Annotated in this window: 12 protein-coding genes; 5 read left to right on the top strand and 7 right to left on the bottom strand. The window is 76.2% G+C overall.

Features of this window, described 5'->3' with window-relative positions:
- The first annotated feature begins 110 nt into the window (after positions 1–110).
- Positions 111–1232 carry a ribosome small subunit-dependent GTPase A gene (gene rsgA / locus ACFXAM_RS09990; RefSeq protein ID WP_380289333.1) on the top strand — a complete coding sequence of 374 codons (1122 nt, stop codon included), beginning with the start codon at positions 111–113 and terminating at the stop codon, positions 1230–1232.
- A gap of 85 nt (positions 1233–1317) precedes the next feature.
- Here the strand turns inward: rsgA and ACFXAM_RS09985 are convergent, their stop codons facing one another.
- On the bottom strand, positions 1318–1725 hold the full coding sequence (locus tag ACFXAM_RS09985) for an ASCH domain-containing protein (protein WP_380289376.1): 408 nt from the start codon (positions 1723–1725) through the stop codon (positions 1318–1320).
- A gap of 142 nt (positions 1726–1867) precedes the next feature.
- Here ACFXAM_RS09985 and ACFXAM_RS09980 point away from each other — a divergent pair, with 142 nt between their 5' ends.
- Positions 1868–3436, top strand: a complete 1569-nt coding sequence (locus tag ACFXAM_RS09980) for a DNA-3-methyladenine glycosylase 2 family protein (RefSeq protein ID WP_380289331.1) — start codon at positions 1868–1870, stop codon at positions 3434–3436.
- Positions 3433–3945, top strand: coding sequence for a methylated-DNA--[protein]-cysteine S-methyltransferase (locus ACFXAM_RS09975; protein ID WP_380289329.1), 513 nt, complete (start codon positions 3433–3435; stop codon positions 3943–3945). Before ACFXAM_RS09980 ends, ACFXAM_RS09975 begins: the two co-directional genes overlap by 4 nt.
- Positions 3946–4054: 109 nt before the next feature.
- On the opposite strand, the gene ACFXAM_RS09970 is transcribed toward ACFXAM_RS09975, so the two are convergent.
- From ACFXAM_RS09970 to eccD, 6 genes are all read right to left on the bottom strand, one after another.
- Complete coding sequence (locus ACFXAM_RS09970) at positions 4055–6295, bottom strand: hypothetical protein (protein ID WP_380289328.1); 2241 nt, start codon at positions 6293–6295, stop codon at positions 4055–4057.
- Between the two features lie 93 nt (positions 6296–6388).
- Positions 6389–6802, bottom strand: coding sequence for a hypothetical protein (locus ACFXAM_RS09965; RefSeq protein WP_380289326.1), 414 nt, complete (start codon positions 6800–6802; stop codon positions 6389–6391).
- Positions 6803–6807: 5 nt separating this feature from the next.
- Positions 6808–7113, bottom strand: coding sequence for a hypothetical protein (locus tag ACFXAM_RS09960; RefSeq protein ID WP_380289324.1), 306 nt, complete (start codon positions 7111–7113; stop codon positions 6808–6810).
- 46 nt (positions 7114–7159) lie between these two features.
- Positions 7160–7513: a hypothetical protein gene (locus tag ACFXAM_RS09955; RefSeq protein ID WP_380289322.1), complete on the bottom strand. Its 354-nt coding sequence runs from the start codon at positions 7511–7513 to the stop codon at positions 7160–7162.
- Positions 7514–7642: 129 nt separating this feature from the next.
- Complete coding sequence (eccB, locus tag ACFXAM_RS09950) at positions 7643–9103, bottom strand: type VII secretion protein EccB (RefSeq protein ID WP_380289320.1); 1461 nt, start codon at positions 9101–9103, stop codon at positions 7643–7645.
- Positions 9104–9232: 129 nt separating this feature from the next.
- A complete protein-coding gene (gene eccD / locus ACFXAM_RS09945; protein WP_380289318.1) occupies positions 9233–10606 on the bottom strand; it encodes a type VII secretion integral membrane protein EccD in 1374 nt (457 codons plus the stop codon).
- 250 nt (positions 10607–10856) lie between these two features.
- Between eccD and eccCa the strand changes: the two genes are divergently transcribed.
- Complete coding sequence (gene eccCa, locus ACFXAM_RS09940) at positions 10857–14921, top strand: type VII secretion protein EccCa (protein WP_380289374.1); 4065 nt, start codon at positions 10857–10859, stop codon at positions 14919–14921.
- A 95-nt stretch (positions 14922–15016) separates the two neighbouring features.
- Complete coding sequence (locus tag ACFXAM_RS09935; protein WP_380289316.1) at positions 15017–17989, top strand: hypothetical protein; 2973 nt, start codon at positions 15017–15019, stop codon at positions 17987–17989.
- The last annotated feature ends 244 nt before the right edge of the window (positions 17990–18233 follow it).

Genomic DNA, 18233 nt, shown 5'->3' with positions numbered 1-18233 from the left:
GGCAGCACCCGCATCCCCCTCTCCCTGCCGGCCGCCGGCTGACGTAGCCCCTCGCGCACGCAGCCGCAGCAGCCCGGCGGGATCACTTTCCTCCCGAAGGGCCCACTGCGTTGTTCAACGCTGCCTCCGTTTCCGCTTCCTCCGACAACACCGTCGACGCCTCCCCGCTGGCCGGCTACGGCTGGACGGCCGAGCTCGACGAACTGTTCGCGCCGCTCGCCGAGGCCGGGCTGGTCCCGGCCCGGATCGTCCGGGTCGACCGCGGCCAGTGCGACGCCGTGCTCGCCGACCCCGGCACCGGCGAGTTGCGCACCGTCCGGGCCGACACCCGGCAGGTCGGCGACGCCGACATGATCAACTGCCCGTGCACCGGGGACTGGGCGGCCGTCGACCTCTCGGCCGGGCTGCCCATGCCCGCGGTCGCGGCGCTGCTGCCGCGCTCCACCGCGATCATCCGCAAGGTCGCCGGCAAGCGCTCCGACGGCCAGGTGCTGGCCGCCAACGTCGACACCGTGGTGATCGCCGCCTCGCTCGCCGCCGAGCCCGACCTCGGGCGGATCGAGCGCTTCCTCGCCCTCGCCTGGGAGTCCGGCGCCGAGCCGGTGGTGGTGCTCACCAAGGCCGACCTCGTCGACGACGCCGACTTCATCCGGGCCGACGTCGAGGCCGCCGCGCCCGGGGTGACCGTGCTGGTGGTCAGCGCCGGGACGGGCGAGGGGATCGACGTGCTGCGCGCCTGCACGCCCGGCACCACCGCGGTGCTCGGGCAGTCCGGCGTCGGGAAGTCCACCCTGACCAATGTGCTCGCCGGGGCCGAGGTGATGGCCGTTCAGGAGGCCCGCTCCGGCGACCAGAAGGGCCGGCACACCACGACCACCCGTGAACTCGTCCCGCTGCCCGGCGGCGGGGTGCTGATCGACACCCCCGGCCTGCGCGAGGTCGGCCTCTACGGCGGCGAGGGCGTGGCGCTCGCCTTCGCCGACATCGAGGAACTGGCCGGGCAGTGCCGCTTCCACGACTGCCGGCACGACAGCGAGCCCGGCTGCGCGGTCCGGGCGGCGCTCGCCGACGGCTCGCTGCCGGAACGCCGGATGGAGAGCTACCGCAAGCTCCAGCGGGAGAACGACTGGATCGCCTCCCGTTCGGACGCCCGGCTGGCCTCGGCCCGGCTGAAGAAGTGGAAGACCATCACCAAGTCGATGCGCGCCGCGGGAGGTCCCGTGAAGCGGTGACGACCGGGCGTCGGGCGGGCGGGCCCCGGATCCGCCGGCCCGCCCGCCCACGGGCCGCCCGCCCACGGCCCGTCGGGCCGGCGGGTCAGCGGAGGTCGGCCACCAGCCGCAGCCGCTCCAGGACGACGGGCGTGCCGTCGTCGACGGTGAACGCCGGGTCGCCGAGCGCCGCGCGCAGCTCCGGGCCGTGCCAGAACCGCTCGTGCCCGGCCCGCCACTCGGCGACCGACGCGTACCCCTCGCCCTCGTCGAGGGCGTGCCGCAGATCGACCTCGCCGAGCGGGACGACGCGGACCTCCGTGGTCTCGATCACCGCGACGATCCGCCCGTCCGAGTCGGCCACCGCGCCGCGGCTGCCGGCCACGGGCAGGGGCTCGCCCTCCCGCTCGTACTCGGTCAGCAGTCCGGTGGTGCTGGTCTTGGCGCCGGACAGCACGGCGGCGACCAGCCGGTCCCGCAACGGTCCGGGGAAGGCGAACTCCTCGACCCGCAGCGCGGCGACCCGGGGGTCGTCCGCACCGGTGTAGGGCTGCTCGGACACGGGATCTCCTGGGGTTCGGGGGCGGGCCGTGCGCAGGCTATCCGGTCGGGGTGCGCGCGGGCGCGTGAATTCCCGGCCGGCGGCCCCGGCTGCCATGTCCGTTTTCCGCCAGTCCGGGGCCCCCGGGTGCCGCAGACTGGACAACGTGATCGACGACGACATCCGGTACCGCGCCGTGGACAGCAGGGACGCCCGTTTCGACGGCGTCTTCTTCACGGCCGTCACCTCGACGGGCATCTACTGCCGGCCGAGCTGCCCGGCCGTGACCCCGAAGCGCGTCAACTGCACCTTCTACCCCAGCGCCGCCGCCGCCCAGAGCGCCGGCTTCCGCGCCTGCCGGCGCTGCCGCCCCGACTCCGTCCCCGGCTCGCCCGAGTGGAACCACCGGGCCGACCTGGTCGGCCGGGCCATGCGGCTGATCGGCGACGGCGTCGTGGACCGCGAGGGCGTGGCCGGCCTGGCCCAGCGGCTCGGCTACAGCTCCCGCCAGCTCCAGCGCCAGCTCACCGCCGAACTCGGCGCCGGCCCGATCGCGCTCGCCCGCGCCCGCCGCGCCCAGACCGCCCGGCTGCTGCTCCAGACCACCGAGCTGCCGGTCACCGACATCGCCTTCGCCGCCGGCTTCACCTCGGTGCGGCAGTTCAACGACACCGTCCGCGAGGTCTACGACCGCACCCCCAGCGGGCTGCGCGCCGAGGTCACGGCCGGCCGCCGCACCTCCACCCCGGCCGGCGGCCTCGCGCTGCGGCTCGCCTACCGGGGCGCCGTGGACAGCGACCACCTCATCGACTTCCTCGCCCTGCGCGCCGTCCCCGGCGTGGAGGAGGTCGTCCCGGGCGCGCGCCCCGGCGTGCGCACCTACCGCCGCACCCTGGCGCTCCCGTACGGCCACGGCATCGCCGAGGTGGACGGCCTCGCCCCCGAGGACCCGGCCACCCGCGGCTGGCTCGACTGCCGGCTGCTGCTCACCGACCTGCGCGACCTGCCGACCTCCGTCCAGCGTCTGCGCACCCTGTTCGACCTGGACGCCGACCCGGTCGCGGTCGACGAGCAGCTCGGCGCCGACCCGCTGCTCGGCCCGCTCGTGCGGGCCCGGCCCGGGGTGCGCTCGCCGGGCCATGTCGACCCGCACGAACTGGCCGTGCGCGCCGTCCTCGGTCAGCAGATCACCGTGGGCGCGGCCCGCACCCTGGCCGGCCGGCTCGCCGAGAAGTACGGCGCGGCGCTGCCCGAGCCCAACGGCGGGCTGCGGCTGCTCTTCCCGACCGCCGCCGCCCTGGCGGCCGCCGCCCCGGAGGACTTCGCGATGCCGGCCGCCCGGCGCCGCGCCCTCACCGGCCTGTGCGCGGCCCTCGCCGAGGGCACCGTCCGGCTCGACGGCGGCGTCGACCGGGAGGAGGCGGCCGCCCAGCTGCTCGCCCTGCCCGGCATCGGCCCGTGGACCGTCGGCTACCTGCGGATGCGCGCCCTCGCCGACCCCGACGTCTTCCTCCCGAGCGACATCGGCGTCAAGCACGGACTGCTCCGGCTCGGCGCCCCGGGGGACCCGAAGTCCGCCGCCCTCGCGGCGGGGGCCTGGGCCCCCTGGCGCTCCTACGCCGTGCACCGCCTCTGGGCGAGCCTGGCAGACCCCGGTACCGGAACGGAGAACACCGCAACATGAGCACCACCGTCTTCACCTCCATGGAGAGCCCGTTCGGCCGGCTGCTGCTCAGCGGCATCGTGCCGGAGGGCGGCGGCCCGGCCGGACTGGCCACCGTGACCGCCCCCGGCCAGCGGCACGCGCTCGCCGAACCCGCCGACGACTGGGTGCACGACCCGGAGGCGCTCGCGGCGCCGGTCACCCAGCTCACCGAGTACTTCGCGGGCGAGCGCACCGGCTTCGACCTGCCGCTCGCCCCGGTCGGCACCGAGTTCCGCCGCCGGATCTGGGACGCCCTCGACAAGATCCCCTACGGCGGGACCGTCACCTACGGGCAGCTCGCCGACCTGGCCGGCGAGTCCCCGCGCGCGGTGCGCGCGGTGGGCGGGGCGGTCGGCGCCAACCCGCTGCTGATCATCCGCCCCTGCCACCGGGTCCTCGGCGCCAACGGCACCCTCACCGGCTTCGCCGCCGGTGTCGACCGCAAGCGCTTCCTGCTCGACCTGGAGAGCGGCACCTCGCTGTTCTGAGCCCCGGGGCGGGGCGGGGGGGGGGGGGCGGGCGCGCCCCCCCCCCCCCCCGGCGCGCGGCCCCCCCCCCCCGCGGGGGGGGGCGGGGGGGGGGGACCCCGGCCGGCGGTCAGCGTCCGATGACGCCTTCCACGGCACCGGACTGGGTGCCCCACACTTCCTCGTCCTCCGCCAGCCAGGTGGTCCGGCGGCGGTCCTTCTCGTTGCCCGCGCCACCGGCGCCGCCCATGCCGCCGCCCGGCGGCATCATCGGCGGCATCCCGCCGGAGGTGGTGGGCGTCTGCCGGCCGGTCAGGGCGGCCTGCTCCTGGGCCGCGGCGCGGGCGGCCCGCTCGGCGGCGGCGCGCTCGGCGTTGGCCTGGTCGACCGCGGCCTTGGTGGCGGACGGGTCGCCGCCGGCGGCCAGCGCCCGGTTGCTGAGGCCGCCGCCCATGCCGGTGATCATCGGGCTGCCGCCGAGGCCGAGCGAGCCCGCGCCGCCGTAGCCGCCGGAGCCGAGGCCCATCGTGTTGTAGGAGTAGCCGCCGGCGCCGAACTCATTGGGCGTCAGCAGGTCGTCCTCGCCGCTTCCGCTGCCGCTGCTCCCGGCGGAGTAGCGGTCGGCGAGCAGCTGCCGGTACTGCGAGACGGTGTTGCCCTGGCCGTCGCGCAGGATGCCGTCCGGGCCGATGGTGTAGCCGGGGCCGGCCACCATCGGGTTGCCGTTGGAGTCCAGGACGGGGTTGCCGCTCTCGTCGACGATCCGCCCGTCCTTGGTGATCACGGAGGTGGGGGGCACGACCACCGGCCGGTTCGACCCGGTCCCGCCGGGGAGCAGGCTGTCGGGCAGCGGGCCGTTGTTGAGGCCGGGGAAGGGGTTGCCGATCAGGTCGGGGCCGCTGCCCGAACCGGTGCCGCCGCTGCCGAGGTTGGGGCTCGGCGTACTGCCGCTGCCGCTGCCCCCGCTGCCGAGGTTCAGGTTCGGGGTGCTGCCGCCGCCGCTGCCGAGGTTCGGCAGGCTCCCGCCGCCGTTGCCGAGGTTGAGGTTCGGTGAGCTGCCGCCGCCGAGGCCGCCGTTCCCCCCGGTGCCGCTCCCGCCGCTGCCGCCGCCGGCGCCGGTGATGTCCTTGATGTCCGGACCACCGGGGATGTCCTTGGTGCCGGGACCGCCGCCGTCCTTGTCGCCCCCGCCGCTGCCGGTGCCGAACTCGTCGATCTTCTTGTTGATCTCGTCGATCTTCTTGTTCGGGTCGTCCGTGCCCCCATCCTTGGTGGGGTCCTTCGTCGGGTCCTCGGGGGCCTTCGGGTCCGGCATCATCAGCGGGAACGGCTTCAGCGGCCTGGCGGCGTTGGTGATGCCCGCGTAGTGCTGGCCGATCGCGGTCAGCGCCTTGTCGGCCGCGTCGTCCAGGACCTTCACGACCTGGGCGACCCAGATCTCCCGGGCCCGCTTGTCGACCTGCTTCCAGAAGTCGGCCGACGTGGGATCGCCGAACGGCGCCCCGGTCACGGTGATCCGCAGGGAGTTGAGCACGCCGCCGGCCTCGATCTGGCCGTAGGCGTCGGACGCGCCGTTGGCCGGGTCCTCCTTGCTGTGCCAGGTCGGGGTCCGGTCGCTCGAATTCACGATCTTCAGCGTCGCGCCCTTGAGCCCCTCCATCAGCGCCGCGGTGACCGCGTTCGTCGGCCAGGCCAGGGGCGTGTCCCACCAGGCCTTGAAGCCCGTCCACAGTGCCCGGATCTGGGTCTTGAGGGTCTCGTCCACCGGGCGCAGCAGGGCGTCGATCCCGGCCAGGCGGATCATCCTGTTGTCGGCGTCCAGCTCGTTGCGGAACGCCAGCAGCAGGGTCCGCAGGGCGTTCGCCGCACTGCCCTGCCAGTCGCCGTCCTCCTCCCCGATGCCCCTGACCCACACGGTCTCGATCTTGGAGATCCAGCCGTCGAGGAAGAAGCTGAAGTCCCGGAGGTTGTCGGCGGCCTTGGTGAAGAAGGCCGGGTCGAGCCGGTCGTTGGCCTTGACGGAGCCGTCGTAGAACTGTTCCAGCGGCTTGCGGCTGGCCGTCCACCCGGCGAACTTGGCGCCCGGACCGTCGAGGTTCGGGTACTGCACGCTGGTGCCGACGACGTAGCTGCCGTGCTTCACCGCCGAGCTGCCCCGCTCGCTGTAGGTGAAGTACCAGGCCACCCAGCTGTCGAGCTTCACGTCGGTGCCGTCGCCCGCGACGCCCTGCCAGCCGGCGTGGACCACCTGCTTGCGGACGTCGGTGTTGACCCACGGCTTCTCGTCGTCGACCACGTCCCCGCGCTTGGTCGGAGCCTTGTCGGCCGACGACCCGAGGAAGGTCAGCGCGTCCTCCCAGATGTACACCATGGCATCCCTCTCGCGGCCGTGCCCGACCTGGCGTGGCGCGGGGCCGGCCCGTTCCCGGGCCGGCTCCGCGGTGGTGGCGGGGTCCCCGCCCGGTTACTTCGTGCCGGTTCCGGTGCCGGAGCCGGAGCTCAGGGTCCGGTTCGCCACCTTCATGAACTGTGCGTAGTCCAGCGCGTCGTCGAGCGCGTTGTTCAGGTAGCGGTCGGCGAGCTGGAGGTCGACGACCAGGGTCTCGAACTGCTCGACGACCGTCGTCAGCATCTTGGCGATCGAGTCGTCATAGGCCTTGAGCGTGGTGGCCAGGGTGCCCGGGGCGGTGAAGTTCCCGGAGTTGTTGCCGACCAGCATCGGCGCGGTGCCGTCGGCGAGGGCCTTGAGGTCCCGCACCGGCAGCGCCAGCCCGACCTCCCGGAGGAACACCTTGATGGTCTCCTCCGGGAACTTGGCGAGGAAGCCGTCGGTGATCTTGACGGTCCCGCCGTCGCCCTTCTCGTCGTCGTCCGCCACGCCGGTCAGCCCTTGACGTGGTCGAAGTGGGTGCTGGCCCGCATGTCCGCGTCGTGGATCGCGTCACGGATCTCGGTGAGCGCGACCTTGGCGCTGTCGATCTTGGCGGTCATCGCCGTGTCGGAGGCCTCCAGCGTCGTCGCGAGGGCGCCCGCCGCGTCCGAGAACGCACCGACGAGCTCGACGCCGATCTTGCTCCGGAGGTACTCCCTGAGGTCCTTCATCTGGGCCTGCATGGTCTTGGAGTGGGCGTCGAGGTCGTTGATGGCGGTGTCGACGCCGGCGTAGTGCAGTGACATGTGCCCGGTCATGGCGGGTTCCCTTCGGTTCGGGTGGTCGGTTCGGCGGACGGCGGGGTCACTTCGGGTTCAGGACGCCCTCGACGTAGTCCGCGGGGCCGCCGCCGCCGTCGCCGAGGCTGTTGCGCGCGACGTTCAGGGTGTGGTCGCCGGTCGCGGTGAAGATCTGGCTGGTGTCGCCGAACTTGCCGTGGAAGGCGTCGTAGTCGCGGCTGACCGCCGCGTACTGGTCCAGCCAGGCGTTGATGTTGTTCTGGAAGGTGGTGCTGGCCGCGCCCTCGAAGCTGTCCTTGATCGCCGTGTTGATGTCCTCGATGTACATGGCGGTGGCCTTCATCGCCTCGTACTTCGCCTCGACCTGGGTCCTGATGTCCTGAAGGGCCTGCTGGCTGACCGTCGTCTGCTGGACCACGTGAGTACCTCCTCGGTGCCGCCGGCCGCTGCCGGCCGGCGCGATTCGCCGCGGGCCGGCCGGACCGGCCCGCCAGGGTGAACGGGACGGCTCCGCCGGGTGGTTCACCCCCCGCGGAGCCGGGCCGGCTCAGCGCGTGCAGCGCCCCTCGCCGGTGACCGCGGGCTGCACGATGCCGCCCGCGAGCGGCGCCGGGTCGAGGCTGGGCCCGGTGGGCAGCAGCGACAGCACCCGCCCGGGCACCGCCGTCGGCGCGGTCTTGGCGTAGCCGAGCCGTTCGGCCACCGCCGGCGAGGCGAGCGGGTACTTCACGCCGGTGTCGGTGACCAGGTACAGCGTGCTGCCGAAGCCCGCCCCGGACACCGCCCGGACCAGGGCGCCGCCGCCCGGGCGCACCGCGATCCGGTCGGCCGGGGTGCAGCTGGGCAGCACGCCGGGCTGGAGCACCGGGGGCAGGCCGAGGACGGGCGCGGCGTCCAGCACGGACACGTCCAGGTCGCCGCCGTCGGAGGCCGGGCGCAGCGCCGCGCACAGGGCCTGTTCGGACCGGGGCGCCAGCAGCGTCGGCGGGCGGCCGGGCAGGCCCTCGGGGGCGAAGGCCGCCGCCGCGGAGGCCGGCGCGGCGTGCGCGGCGAGGTCGGCCGCGCCGACCGGGCCGGGCGTCACCTGGCCGCCGCCGTAGGCCTCCTGCTGGGTCCGGGCATCGCCCTGCAGCAGGGCGAACTGGGTGGCGGAGACGGCCACCAGGCCCTGTTCCGCGAGCAGGTACCGCTCCTCGCCGGTGCCGGTGAACAGCTGGCCGACCCGGGTGGGCCGGCCGGAGAGCGCCGGACCGTCCTTGCCCCGGCCCGGCACGTCCGGCGCGCGCAGTTCCGGCCCGGCCGGGAAGGCGGCCAGGAAGGAGGCGGTGACCGGGGTGGGCACGGCGGCGGACCAGCCGAGCGCCCGCACCGCGCCGCCCGCCGCGTCCGCCGTGAACCGGCGGCCGTGCCAGAGCAGGTGGACGGCGCCGTCCGGCCCGCTCACCAGGACGCCCTGGTCGCCGGCCGGGCGGCCGGTCCGGCCGGTGCCGATCGCGACCGAGAGCTGCGGTGCGGGCCTGGCCGCCGCGGACCCGGCGCTCGTGGCGCGGATCGTGCAGAGCAGCCAGTCGGCGCCGGCCGCGGCGGTGGCCGCGGGCAGGCCGTCGGGCGCGCCGACGATGCCGACCGGGGTGCCGCGCGGGGCGCCGTCCAGCGAGCGGGCCGACACCTGGTCGACCTTCAACTGGCCGCCGGCGAGCAGCCGGGCGCTGGCCTCGTTGAGGACGGGGTGCAGCAGGCCCTGGGCGTAGACGTAGCGGGCGCCGCTCTCCTTGACCACCACCAGGGTGCCGGACTGCTTCCAGCCGCTCGCGCCGCCGGGCCTGATCAGGCCGTAGACGCCGGCCCCGGCGCCGATCAGCAGGGCGACGGCCAGGCCGATCGCGGCGCCGCGGTTGGTCCGGCCCACGGGGGTGTCGGGGGCGTCCGGCTCGGCGCGCAGGACGCCGGCGGCGACCCGGCTCATCACGAACAGGTGGGCCTGCACCTGGTCGCGTCGGGACTGCATGGCGGTGGTCCTCCTGGGTGCGGGTGCTCGGTACGACGGTTCGGTGGTCCGGCGCAGCGGGACGGGGCCGGGGCGGAGCGGGGCCGGGGGCGGAGCGGAGCGGGGACGGGGGCGGGGCCGGGGCGGGGCTCAGCCCGCCAGGCCGCGCATCGTCGCGTAGAAGCCGAACACCTGGAGCGCGAGCGGCAGCAGGGCGAGCGCGGCGAGCGAGTGCAGCAGGTCCCCGGCCCGGCCCCAGTAGGGCAGCAGCCGGCGGCCGGGGACCGTCCAGGCCGCCACGCAGAGTCCGGTCGCGGCGGCGAGCATCACCACGAACACGACGAGCCGCGAACCCGGCGCGGCGTCCCAGCCGGTGCGCGCGACCAGCAGCGCGAGACCGATCGCACCCGGCAGCAGCAGGGCGAGCCGCTGGCGCAGCCCGCCGATGTCGCGGGCGTGCAACAGCAGCAGCACCGCGAGGTCGGCGGCCATCGTCGTCGGGCCCCAGCCGCCGTCCCGGGCCAGTGCCAGCAGCGCGAGCGTGACCGCGCAGGCGGTGCCGACCGCGATGAAGAACCCGGCCAGGAAGCTGTCCGCGACCAGGCTGCGGGCGAGCACGTCCTCGGCCGGGAACGGCTCGATCTCCTCCTGGAGTTCGTCGGCGTTGCGGGGCAGCGCGGGCAGCCGCAGGCCGGCCAGCTTGAACGCCAGGCCGGGCACGAAGGCGCCGAACAGCACCGCGACGGCGGCCACCGCCGCCGCGATGTGGGTCGTCGGCGCCCCGGAGGCGGCGAGCGCCCCGGCGCCGAGGGTGAGCGAGGACGTCACCAGGAGCCCGGCGAAGAACGGTCCGGAGCCGACCAGTGCCAGTGCCAGCACCGTGGCGCCGACCGCCGCCGAGCCGCCCGCGAGCAGCCGGGCCGGGCCGGTGACGCCGGGGACCAGTGCGGCGGCCGCCGCCGCGTGGAGCACACCGGCGGCGGCCAGCGCCGTGCCCGCCGTCGGGTCGTCGAGCAGCCGGGCCGCCGCCGTCCCCCCGGCCAGCAGCAGCACCGCGGCGACCGCCGCCGCGGCGCAGCGCGGGCCCTCCGGTCCGGGCAGGGCGAGCAGCAGCAGGCCGCCGGCCAGCGTGGCGACGGCGAGGGCGAGCGCGAGGCGCCGGGTGGCGGCGGGCCGCCAGGAGTCGCCCCGGGCCGCGGTGCCGCTGCGCACGCCGTCCACCAGGTCGTCGAAGTGCACCTCGGGCAGCGCCGCGCGGCCCGGGCGCAGGAACAGCTCCTCACCGTCGGTCAGCCCGAGTTCCTCAAGGGTCCGTTCCTCGTCGAGGGGTGCGGCCCCGAGGCGCTGGAGGACCCAGCCGGAGTGCTCGGTACCGCTCTCCGCGACCTCGGGGCCGGCGTAGCCGAGGACGGCCGGCAGCAGGTCGGCGAGGACGACGTCGCCGGGCAGGGCGAGTTCGAAGGCGGCGCCGGGGGCGCGGAACCTCAGCCGTACCAGTCCTGTCGCCGCCGTGGTGGTGCTCACCTGTCGCGTCCTCCCGTGGAATCGGCCTGCCGGTTCTCCCGTCCCACAGGTACGGCCCGCGGCGTGCCGCCGGTTCACCCGCCCCCCGGGGCGCGGTGAACCGACGGGGTCCCGCGGGCCGTAGGCCCGAGTGCGGTGCGACCCGAGCCGTCGGGCCCGCCGCCACCGGCGCCGGCGGCGGCGCCGCGAGAGGAGAGCCCCCTTGAGCGTGGTCCTGGTCGATCGTCCGCCCCGGCGCCCCGGACCGGCGATGCCGGACGGCGAGCTGCAGTTGCAGGAACCGCCGGTGCTCCCGGAGCAGCAGAGCGGCATGTCCAACATGATCGCCATGGCGCCGATGGCGCTGAGCTCGCTCTCGATGGTGATGATCTTCCTCAACCCGCAGTCCGGCGGCGGGCCGCTCACCTACGTGGCGATGGGCATGATGGGCCTGTCGGCCGTCGGCATGCTGGTGACCCAGCTGATCCGCGGTGCCAGCGACCGCAAGCGCCAGCTGCGCGGCGAACGCCGCGACTACCTGCGCTACCTCTCCCAGGTGCGCCGTCAGGTCCGCCGCCACATCGTGAACCAGCGCCTGGCGCTCGCCTGGCGCCACCCCGCGCCGGACGCGCTCGGCACGCTGGTGCGGACCTCGCGGCTGTGGGAGCGGCGGGCGGCCCACCCGGACTTCGGCGACGTGCGGATCGCCACCGGCGCCCAGCGCCTCGCGGTCAAGCTGGCCCCGCTGTCCACCCAGCCGGTCGAGGACCTGGAACCGCTGTGCGCGCACGCGCTGCGCCGCTTCATCCACGCCTACGGCTCGATCGCCGACCAGCCGATCGCCGTCCACGTGCGCGGCTACGCGCACATCCTGCTGCGCTGCGAGCACCCCGCGCCGCCGGCCGACCCGGCGGACGGCGAGGAGCCGGACGTCCCGCCCGCGCCCGCCGGGACGGAGCCCGCCGAGGCCGCCGACCCCGGCCCGGCCCGCGCGCTGGCCCGGGCGATGATCGCCCAGCTCGCGTTCTTCCACGCCCCCGACGAGCTGCGCATCGCGGCCGCCGTCGCCCCCGGGCTGCGCGAGGAGTGGACCTGGCTGAAGTGGCTGCCGCACGCCCTGCATCCCACCGAGACGGACGGCGCCGGCCCGGTGCGCCTGGTCGCCGACTCGCTGCTGGAGCTGGAGCAGGTGCTGGGCCCGGAGTTCTCCGACCGCCCGCCCTTCGAACCGGAGACCCAGCCCGGCCGGGACGAGCCGTTCACCCTGATCGTGCTGGACGGCGTCAAGCTGCCCGCCGGCAGCCGCGCCCTGCTGGCCGGCTACCGCAACGCCGTGCTGCTGGACGTCTCCGGGGCGGTGGAGTGGAAGCACGCGCCGTTCCGGATGCGGCTGCGGATCACCGGCGACCGGCTGGACCTCGTGACCGCCGACCGCAACCGGCGCGACGAGATCACCCCGCTCGGCCGCCCGGACGCCCTGAGCACCCCGGCCGCCCGCCGCTACGCGACCACGCTCGCCCCGTACCGGCTCGGCGACGCGATGGACGTCTCGGAGCCTCTCAGCACCGACTTCGACCTGACCTCGCTGCTGGGCGTCAACGACCTGTACCAGCACGACATCGCCCGCAGCTGGGCCGAGCGTCCGCGCGGGCGGCGGCTGCGGGTGCCGATCGGCGTCGGCGCGGACGGCAAGCCGGTGGAACTCGACATCAAGGAGTCCGCGCAGGGCGGCATGGGCCCGCACGGCATGCTGATCGGCGCCACCGGCTCCGGGAAGTCCGAGCTGCTGCGCACGCTGGTGCTGGCGCTCGCGCTCACCCACTCCTCGGAGACGCTCAACTTCGTCCTGGTCGACTTCAAGGGCGGCGCCACCTTCCTCGGACTGGACGCGCTCCCGCACACCTCCGCGGTGATCACCAACCTCGCCGACGAGGCCGCCCTGGTCGACCGGATGCGCGACGCCCTGCACGGCGAGCTGAACCGCCGCCAGGAGCTGCTGCGCGCGGCCGGCAACTACAGCTCGCTGCTGGACTACGAGACGGCCCGGGCCGGCGGCGCCCAGCTCGACCCGCTGCCGACGCTCTTCGTGGTGGTCGACGAGTTCAGCGAACTGCTCACCGCGCACCGCGACTTCATGGAGCTGTTCATCATGATCGGCCGGCTCGGCCGCTCGCTGGGGGTGCACCTGCTGCTCGCCTCGCAGCGCCTGGACGAGGGCCGGATGCACGCGCTGGAGTCCCACCTCTCCTACCGGATCGGCCTGCGCACCTTCTCCGCCATGGAGAGCCGCGGCGTGCTCGGCGTGCCCGACGCCTACCAGCTGCCCTCCCAGCCCGGCAACGGCATCCTGCGCAGCGACATCGCCACGCTCACCCGCTTCAAGGCCGCCTACGTCTCCGGCCCCTACCGCCGCCGGCGGGGCGCCGTCCAGCAGGCGGCCGTGGCCGGGCAGATCGTCGCGTACGGAACCGAGTACATCGCGCCGCGCGACCCCGACCCGGAGGTGCTGGCCGCCGAGGAGGCCCGGGAGGCCGCCGAGGAGGACGCCCCGAACCTGCTGGACCTGGCCGCCGCGCGGATGCTCGACGCCGGTCCGCCCGCCCACCGGGTCTGGCTGCCGCCGCTGGACACCCCGCCCACCCTGGACGAGCTGCTGCCGCCGCTGACCCCCGGGCCCCGGCACGGCCTGGCCCCCGACGGCCGCCCGGCCGTCGGCACGCTGACCGTCCCGGTGGGCGTGGTGGACCGCCCGTTCCAGCAGATGCGCGAACTGCTCACCGCCGACCTGTCGGCCGCCGGCGGTCACGTCGGCGTCGCGGGCGGCCCGCAGAGCGGGAAGAGCACCCTGCTGCGGACCCTGATCACCGCCCTGGCGCTCACCCACACCCCGCAGGAGGTCCAGTTCTACTGCCTGGACTTCGGCGGCGGCACGCTCTCCTCGCTGCGCGGGCTGCCGCACGTCGGCGGCGTCACCGGGCGCCACGACCCGGAGCGGATCGGGCGCACCGTCGCCGAGGTCAACGGCATCATCGCGCGCCGCGAGGTGCGCTTCGCGCAGTTGGGCGTCGACTCGATGGCGACCTTCCGCCGCCGCAGGGCCGCCGGCGACCCGGAGCTCGCCGACGACCGCCACGGCGACGTCTTCCTGGTCATCGACGGCTGGGGCACCCTGCGCCAGGAGTTCATGGACCTGGTGACCGCGCTGGCCCCGATCGCCGCCCGCGGCCTCAACTACGGCGTGCACCTCGTCGTCTCGGCGGCCCGCTGGGGCGAGATCACCGCCGGTGTGCGCGACCAGTTCGGCACCCGCTTCGAGCTGCGCCTGGGCGACCCCATCGACTCCATGATCAACATGCGCGCCGCCGAGACCGTCCCGCACAGCCCCGGCCGCGGCCTCACCAAGGAGCGGCTGCACTTCCTCGGCGCCCTCCCCCGGATCGACGGCCAGGGGGACTCCGACGACCTCGCCGACGGCATCGCCGACCTCGTCGACGCCGTCAACGAGCACTGGAGCGGCCCGCGCGCACCCGAGGTGCGGATGCTGCCGCTGCTGCTGGACGCCGCCTCGCTGCCCGCGCCCGAGGGCCGGCTGCGGGTCGCCCTCGGCCTGGAGGACACCGCGATCGCGCCGCTCTGGCACGACTTCGAGGAGTCGCCCCACCTGCTGGTGGTCGGCGACAGCGAGAGCGGCAAGACCAACCTGCTGCGCCTGCTGATCGCCGGGATCACCTCCGCCTACACCCCCGCGCAGGCCCGGATCATGCTCGTCGACTTCCGGCGCGGGCTCTACGAGAGCGTGCCGGAGGAGTACCGGCTCGGCTACGCCGTCTCCGTGGACGTGCTGCGGCAGGTCGTCACCGGCGCGGCCCGCGCCATGGAGGCCCGGCTGCCCGGCGAGGAGATCAGCCCGGCCAGGATGCGGCTGCGCGACTGGTGGACCGGGCCGGAGCTGTTCGTCGTCGTCGACGACTACGACCTCGTCCCCGGCGCGGCGGGCCCCGGCCCGTTCGGCCCGCTCCTCGAACACCTGGCGCAGGGCACCGAACTCGGCCTGCACCTGATCGTCGCCCGTTCGGCGAACGGCATCGGCCGGTCCTACAGTGACCAGCTGCTGCGCCGGCTCCAGGACGTCAACACGCCGATCACGCTGCTGTCCTGCCCGCCCAGCGAGGGCACGCTGTTCGGCAGCGTCAAGCCCCGGGTGCTGCCGCCCGGCCGGGGCCTGCACATCACCCGGCGCCGGACGGTGCAGGTGCAGACCGGGCTGATGCCGGAGCCCGAGCCGGAGCCGGAGGCCGGGGCCGAGCCGGAGGCGGCCGGGGCGGCGGGGGCCTGACGGGACGGGCGCGCGGGCGGGGGTTCGGCGGATGCTGCGGCAGGGGTTCGGCGGGCGGTGAACCGGGGGCGCGGTGGGGGCCGTAGTCCAGGACGATGAGCCTCTCCCGCACCGGTGCGCGCTCCGGCGAGCCCGCGCCCCCGGCCGAGCCCCGCCGCCGCTTCGGATTCCGGCGCGGGCCGCAGCACGCGCTGCCCGCCGGGCCCGCGCCCGCCGAGGTGCCCGCGCCCGCCCCCGGACCGGCCCGGCCCGCGCTGCCGGCCACCGTGTCCGGCAACGGGTCCGGCGTCGGGTCGGCCACCGCACCCGCCGTCGCGCCGGGCCCGGGCCCGTCGGTGCTCCGCGCGCTCGGGCCCCACTTCGTGATCGCGGCGTCCACCGCCCGCGAGGACGAGCTGACCGCGGCGATCGGCGCCCTGCGGCCCGTCCCGGACGCCGTCGTCGTGGTCGCCGCCGCCCCCGACTCGGCCAAGGTGCTGCGCGACCGGATGGCCGACCTCGGGGTGATCGCCCGCGCCCGCGGCGCCGCCCACCTGGTGCTCGCCGCCTCCGGGCTGGCCGCCCTCGCGCCCAACGGCCGGCGGCCCGCCGAGGTGGTCGCCGAACGCGCGGGCGTGCCGGTCGTCGCCCCGGACGGTCTGGTGGAGATCACCCCGGCCGGCAACCTCAAGGTCACCGACCCGGCGGGCGCGGTCGAGGCGTCCTCGTGGTGGCGGTGCGAGGCGGGCCAGGCGCCCCGCCGGCTGCACAGCACCCTGGGCACCGCCGCCCCGGTCGAGGCACCGCCCGGCCCCGCCCCGGCCGGCGTGGCCCCCGTCGCCTCCACGCCCGCTCCGGCCTCCGGGGCCGCTGCGCACTCCGCGGCCGCCGTCAGGGGCCGGGCCGAGGCCGTACGGGTCCTGCGGCTGCCCGCCGGCTTCTGGCTCACGGACCCGGCCGACCCGTCCACCGCACCGCTGCCCGGCCTCCGGCTGGCCGCCGCGCCGCCCGGCAACGCCGTGGTCCTCATCGGCACCCCGGCCCGGCCGGTCCTGCTGCCCGAGGACTTCACCGAGGCCGTGCTCGCCCTGCCGCTCGGCACCGACCGCCCCCTGGTCAGCGCCCCCTGGGCGGCCCCCGACCAGCTCGCCGCGCTCAGCGGAGCACTGGCCGCCCGCACGGCCCGGCCGGTGCAGGCCGCCATCGGCCTGCCCGTGCTCGGCCCCGGCGGCCCCACCTCCCGGGTCCTGGACCGCGACGGCCGGGAGGGCTGGGAGCCGTTCCTGCTGCGTCTGGCCACCGCCCCCGGCGCCCCCACCAGCCCCGCCGCCTGGCGCAACGGCGGCGCCGACTGGCGGACCGACGGGCCGGCCGTGTTCCGGGCGTTCCCGTACTGGGCGCTGGAGGCCGTCCCCGCCGGACTCTGGCTGCGCCCCGAACCCCCGCACGTGCTCACCCCGCGCTTCCGGCGCCCCGAGGCGGCCCGCCCGCTGCTGATCGTCGGCGAGCGCGACCGCCCGGTGCCGGCCGACGCCTTCGAGGAACTCGGCGCCCTGCTCGACCGGCTCCCGGCGGCCGGCGCGGAGGGCTTCGGCCTGCTGGTGCACGGGCTGCTGGAGCCCGCCGCCGAACGCGTCGGCCGCTTCGTCGCGCGGATGCACGAGCTGGAGTGGCTCGGCACCGAACAGCCGCTGAACGGGCCGCCCGCCGTGGCCGCGGTCTCGTACGGCATCGGCCGGCCGACCGCCGCCGCGATGCGCCCCGCTCCGATGGCCGCCCCGACGCTCCCTGCCCCGACGCTCCCCGCCGCGATGCGCCCCGCTCCGGCCGCCCTCCCCGAGGCGCGCACCGAGATCCCGGCCCCGCACCGGGTGCCGCCCGTGCCGGAGGCCGAGGCCGAGCCGCCGGTGCGCCACCAGGTGCCCGCCGTCCCCGAGCCCCAGGCCGAACCCCAGGCCGAGCCCGAACCCGCGCCGCGGCCGGTCCCGCTGCCCACGCCCGTCCGGGCCACCGCCGCCCCCGCCACCGGCAGCACCGCCGGCGCCACCCCGGCACCCCGCCGGACGCCCGCGGCCGCCCCTGCCGTCGCCACCGCCGGCGGGGGCACCGTCGGCGGCGAATCCCGTCCCTTCCGCACCCCGGAGGTCCCCCCGGCGGCCCCGGTTCCTCCAGCACCTCCGGTCGAGCCCGCCGAGGCGCCCGAGCCCCTCCCTTCCCCGTCCCCTCCCCCGGCGGCACCGGCTGCCCCGGCTCCGCCGCCTCCGCCGGTTCCCTCCCCGACCGCCCGCGTGTTCGGCCCCGACGACGGCCCCGCACCGGTGACCGCGACCGGCGCCGCCGAACGCGACGCCGTCCGGACCCTGCTCGGCGACCACTACCACCGCTGCACCGGGCGCCTCGAACAGCTCGCCACCCGGCTCCCCGGTCTGCGCTCCACTGCCCAGGACGACTTCAAGCCCGACCTGGCCGCCGTCCTGCTCCACCACACCGACACCGGCGTCCCCACCACCCGCGCCGGCCTCGTCGCCGCCGCACGGTCCGGCGACGAGGCCCTGCAACCGTTCCTGCGCTGCCTCGGTGCCGGCCTGCGCCGCCTCCCGAGCCACCACGGTGCCGTCCTGCTCGGGGCCGATGCGGCGCTGGACCCGGAGTCGGTCCTCTCCCACTACCCCACCGGCCGTCAGTTCCGCGAACCCGCACCCCTGGCCGGCCTGACCGCCCCGGGCTCCGAAATCCCCGGCTCCTCGGTCGAGTTCCTCATCTGGTCGGCGACCGGCCGACGCACCTCCGTCTTCGACTCCACCGACAGCCCGCCCCAGGCCGCATTCCCCCCGGGAACCGCGTTCACCGTGGTCGGCGTGGTCCCCTCCGACGGCGACCGCCCGCCCTGCGTCCTCCTCCGCGAATCGGGCGGCGACCCGTCCGAACGCAACCGCAACGCCCTCTCCCGCCTCCGCGCCTGGCTGGAACGCCGCGCCGCCATGCCCCCGGCCGAACGCCCCCGCGCGGACTCCCCCGCCCGCTTCCACCTCACCCCGGGCCTCGCCCTCACCACCCCCGAGCCGCCCGAGGATCCCGACCCGCAGTGACGCCGGCCCGCTCGTCGGCCGGCGTCCCCCCTCCTCCCCCCACAACCGCCCGATGCCACCCGGCGACACGACATCGGGCCGCCCTCGGAAGCCTTCACCACGAGTGCGGCCGCCGGGTTGGCCGGCCACCACCCGCTCAAGAGGCGACGGGCCTCCGACGAGGCCCTTACCAACCCTTAGGCCCGGCGCTCAACGGCCGACCAGCCACAGCCGCCGAACGCCACCTCGCCCTACCGGCCGACCA

The organism is Kitasatospora sp. NPDC059462, from assembly GCF_042749955.1.
In the GTDB taxonomy this organism is placed as follows: Bacteria; Actinomycetota; Actinomycetes; order Streptomycetales; family Streptomycetaceae; genus Kitasatospora.
The sequence above is the reverse complement of the archived record's forward strand: the minus strand, read 5'-3'. Positions and strand labels throughout refer to the sequence as shown.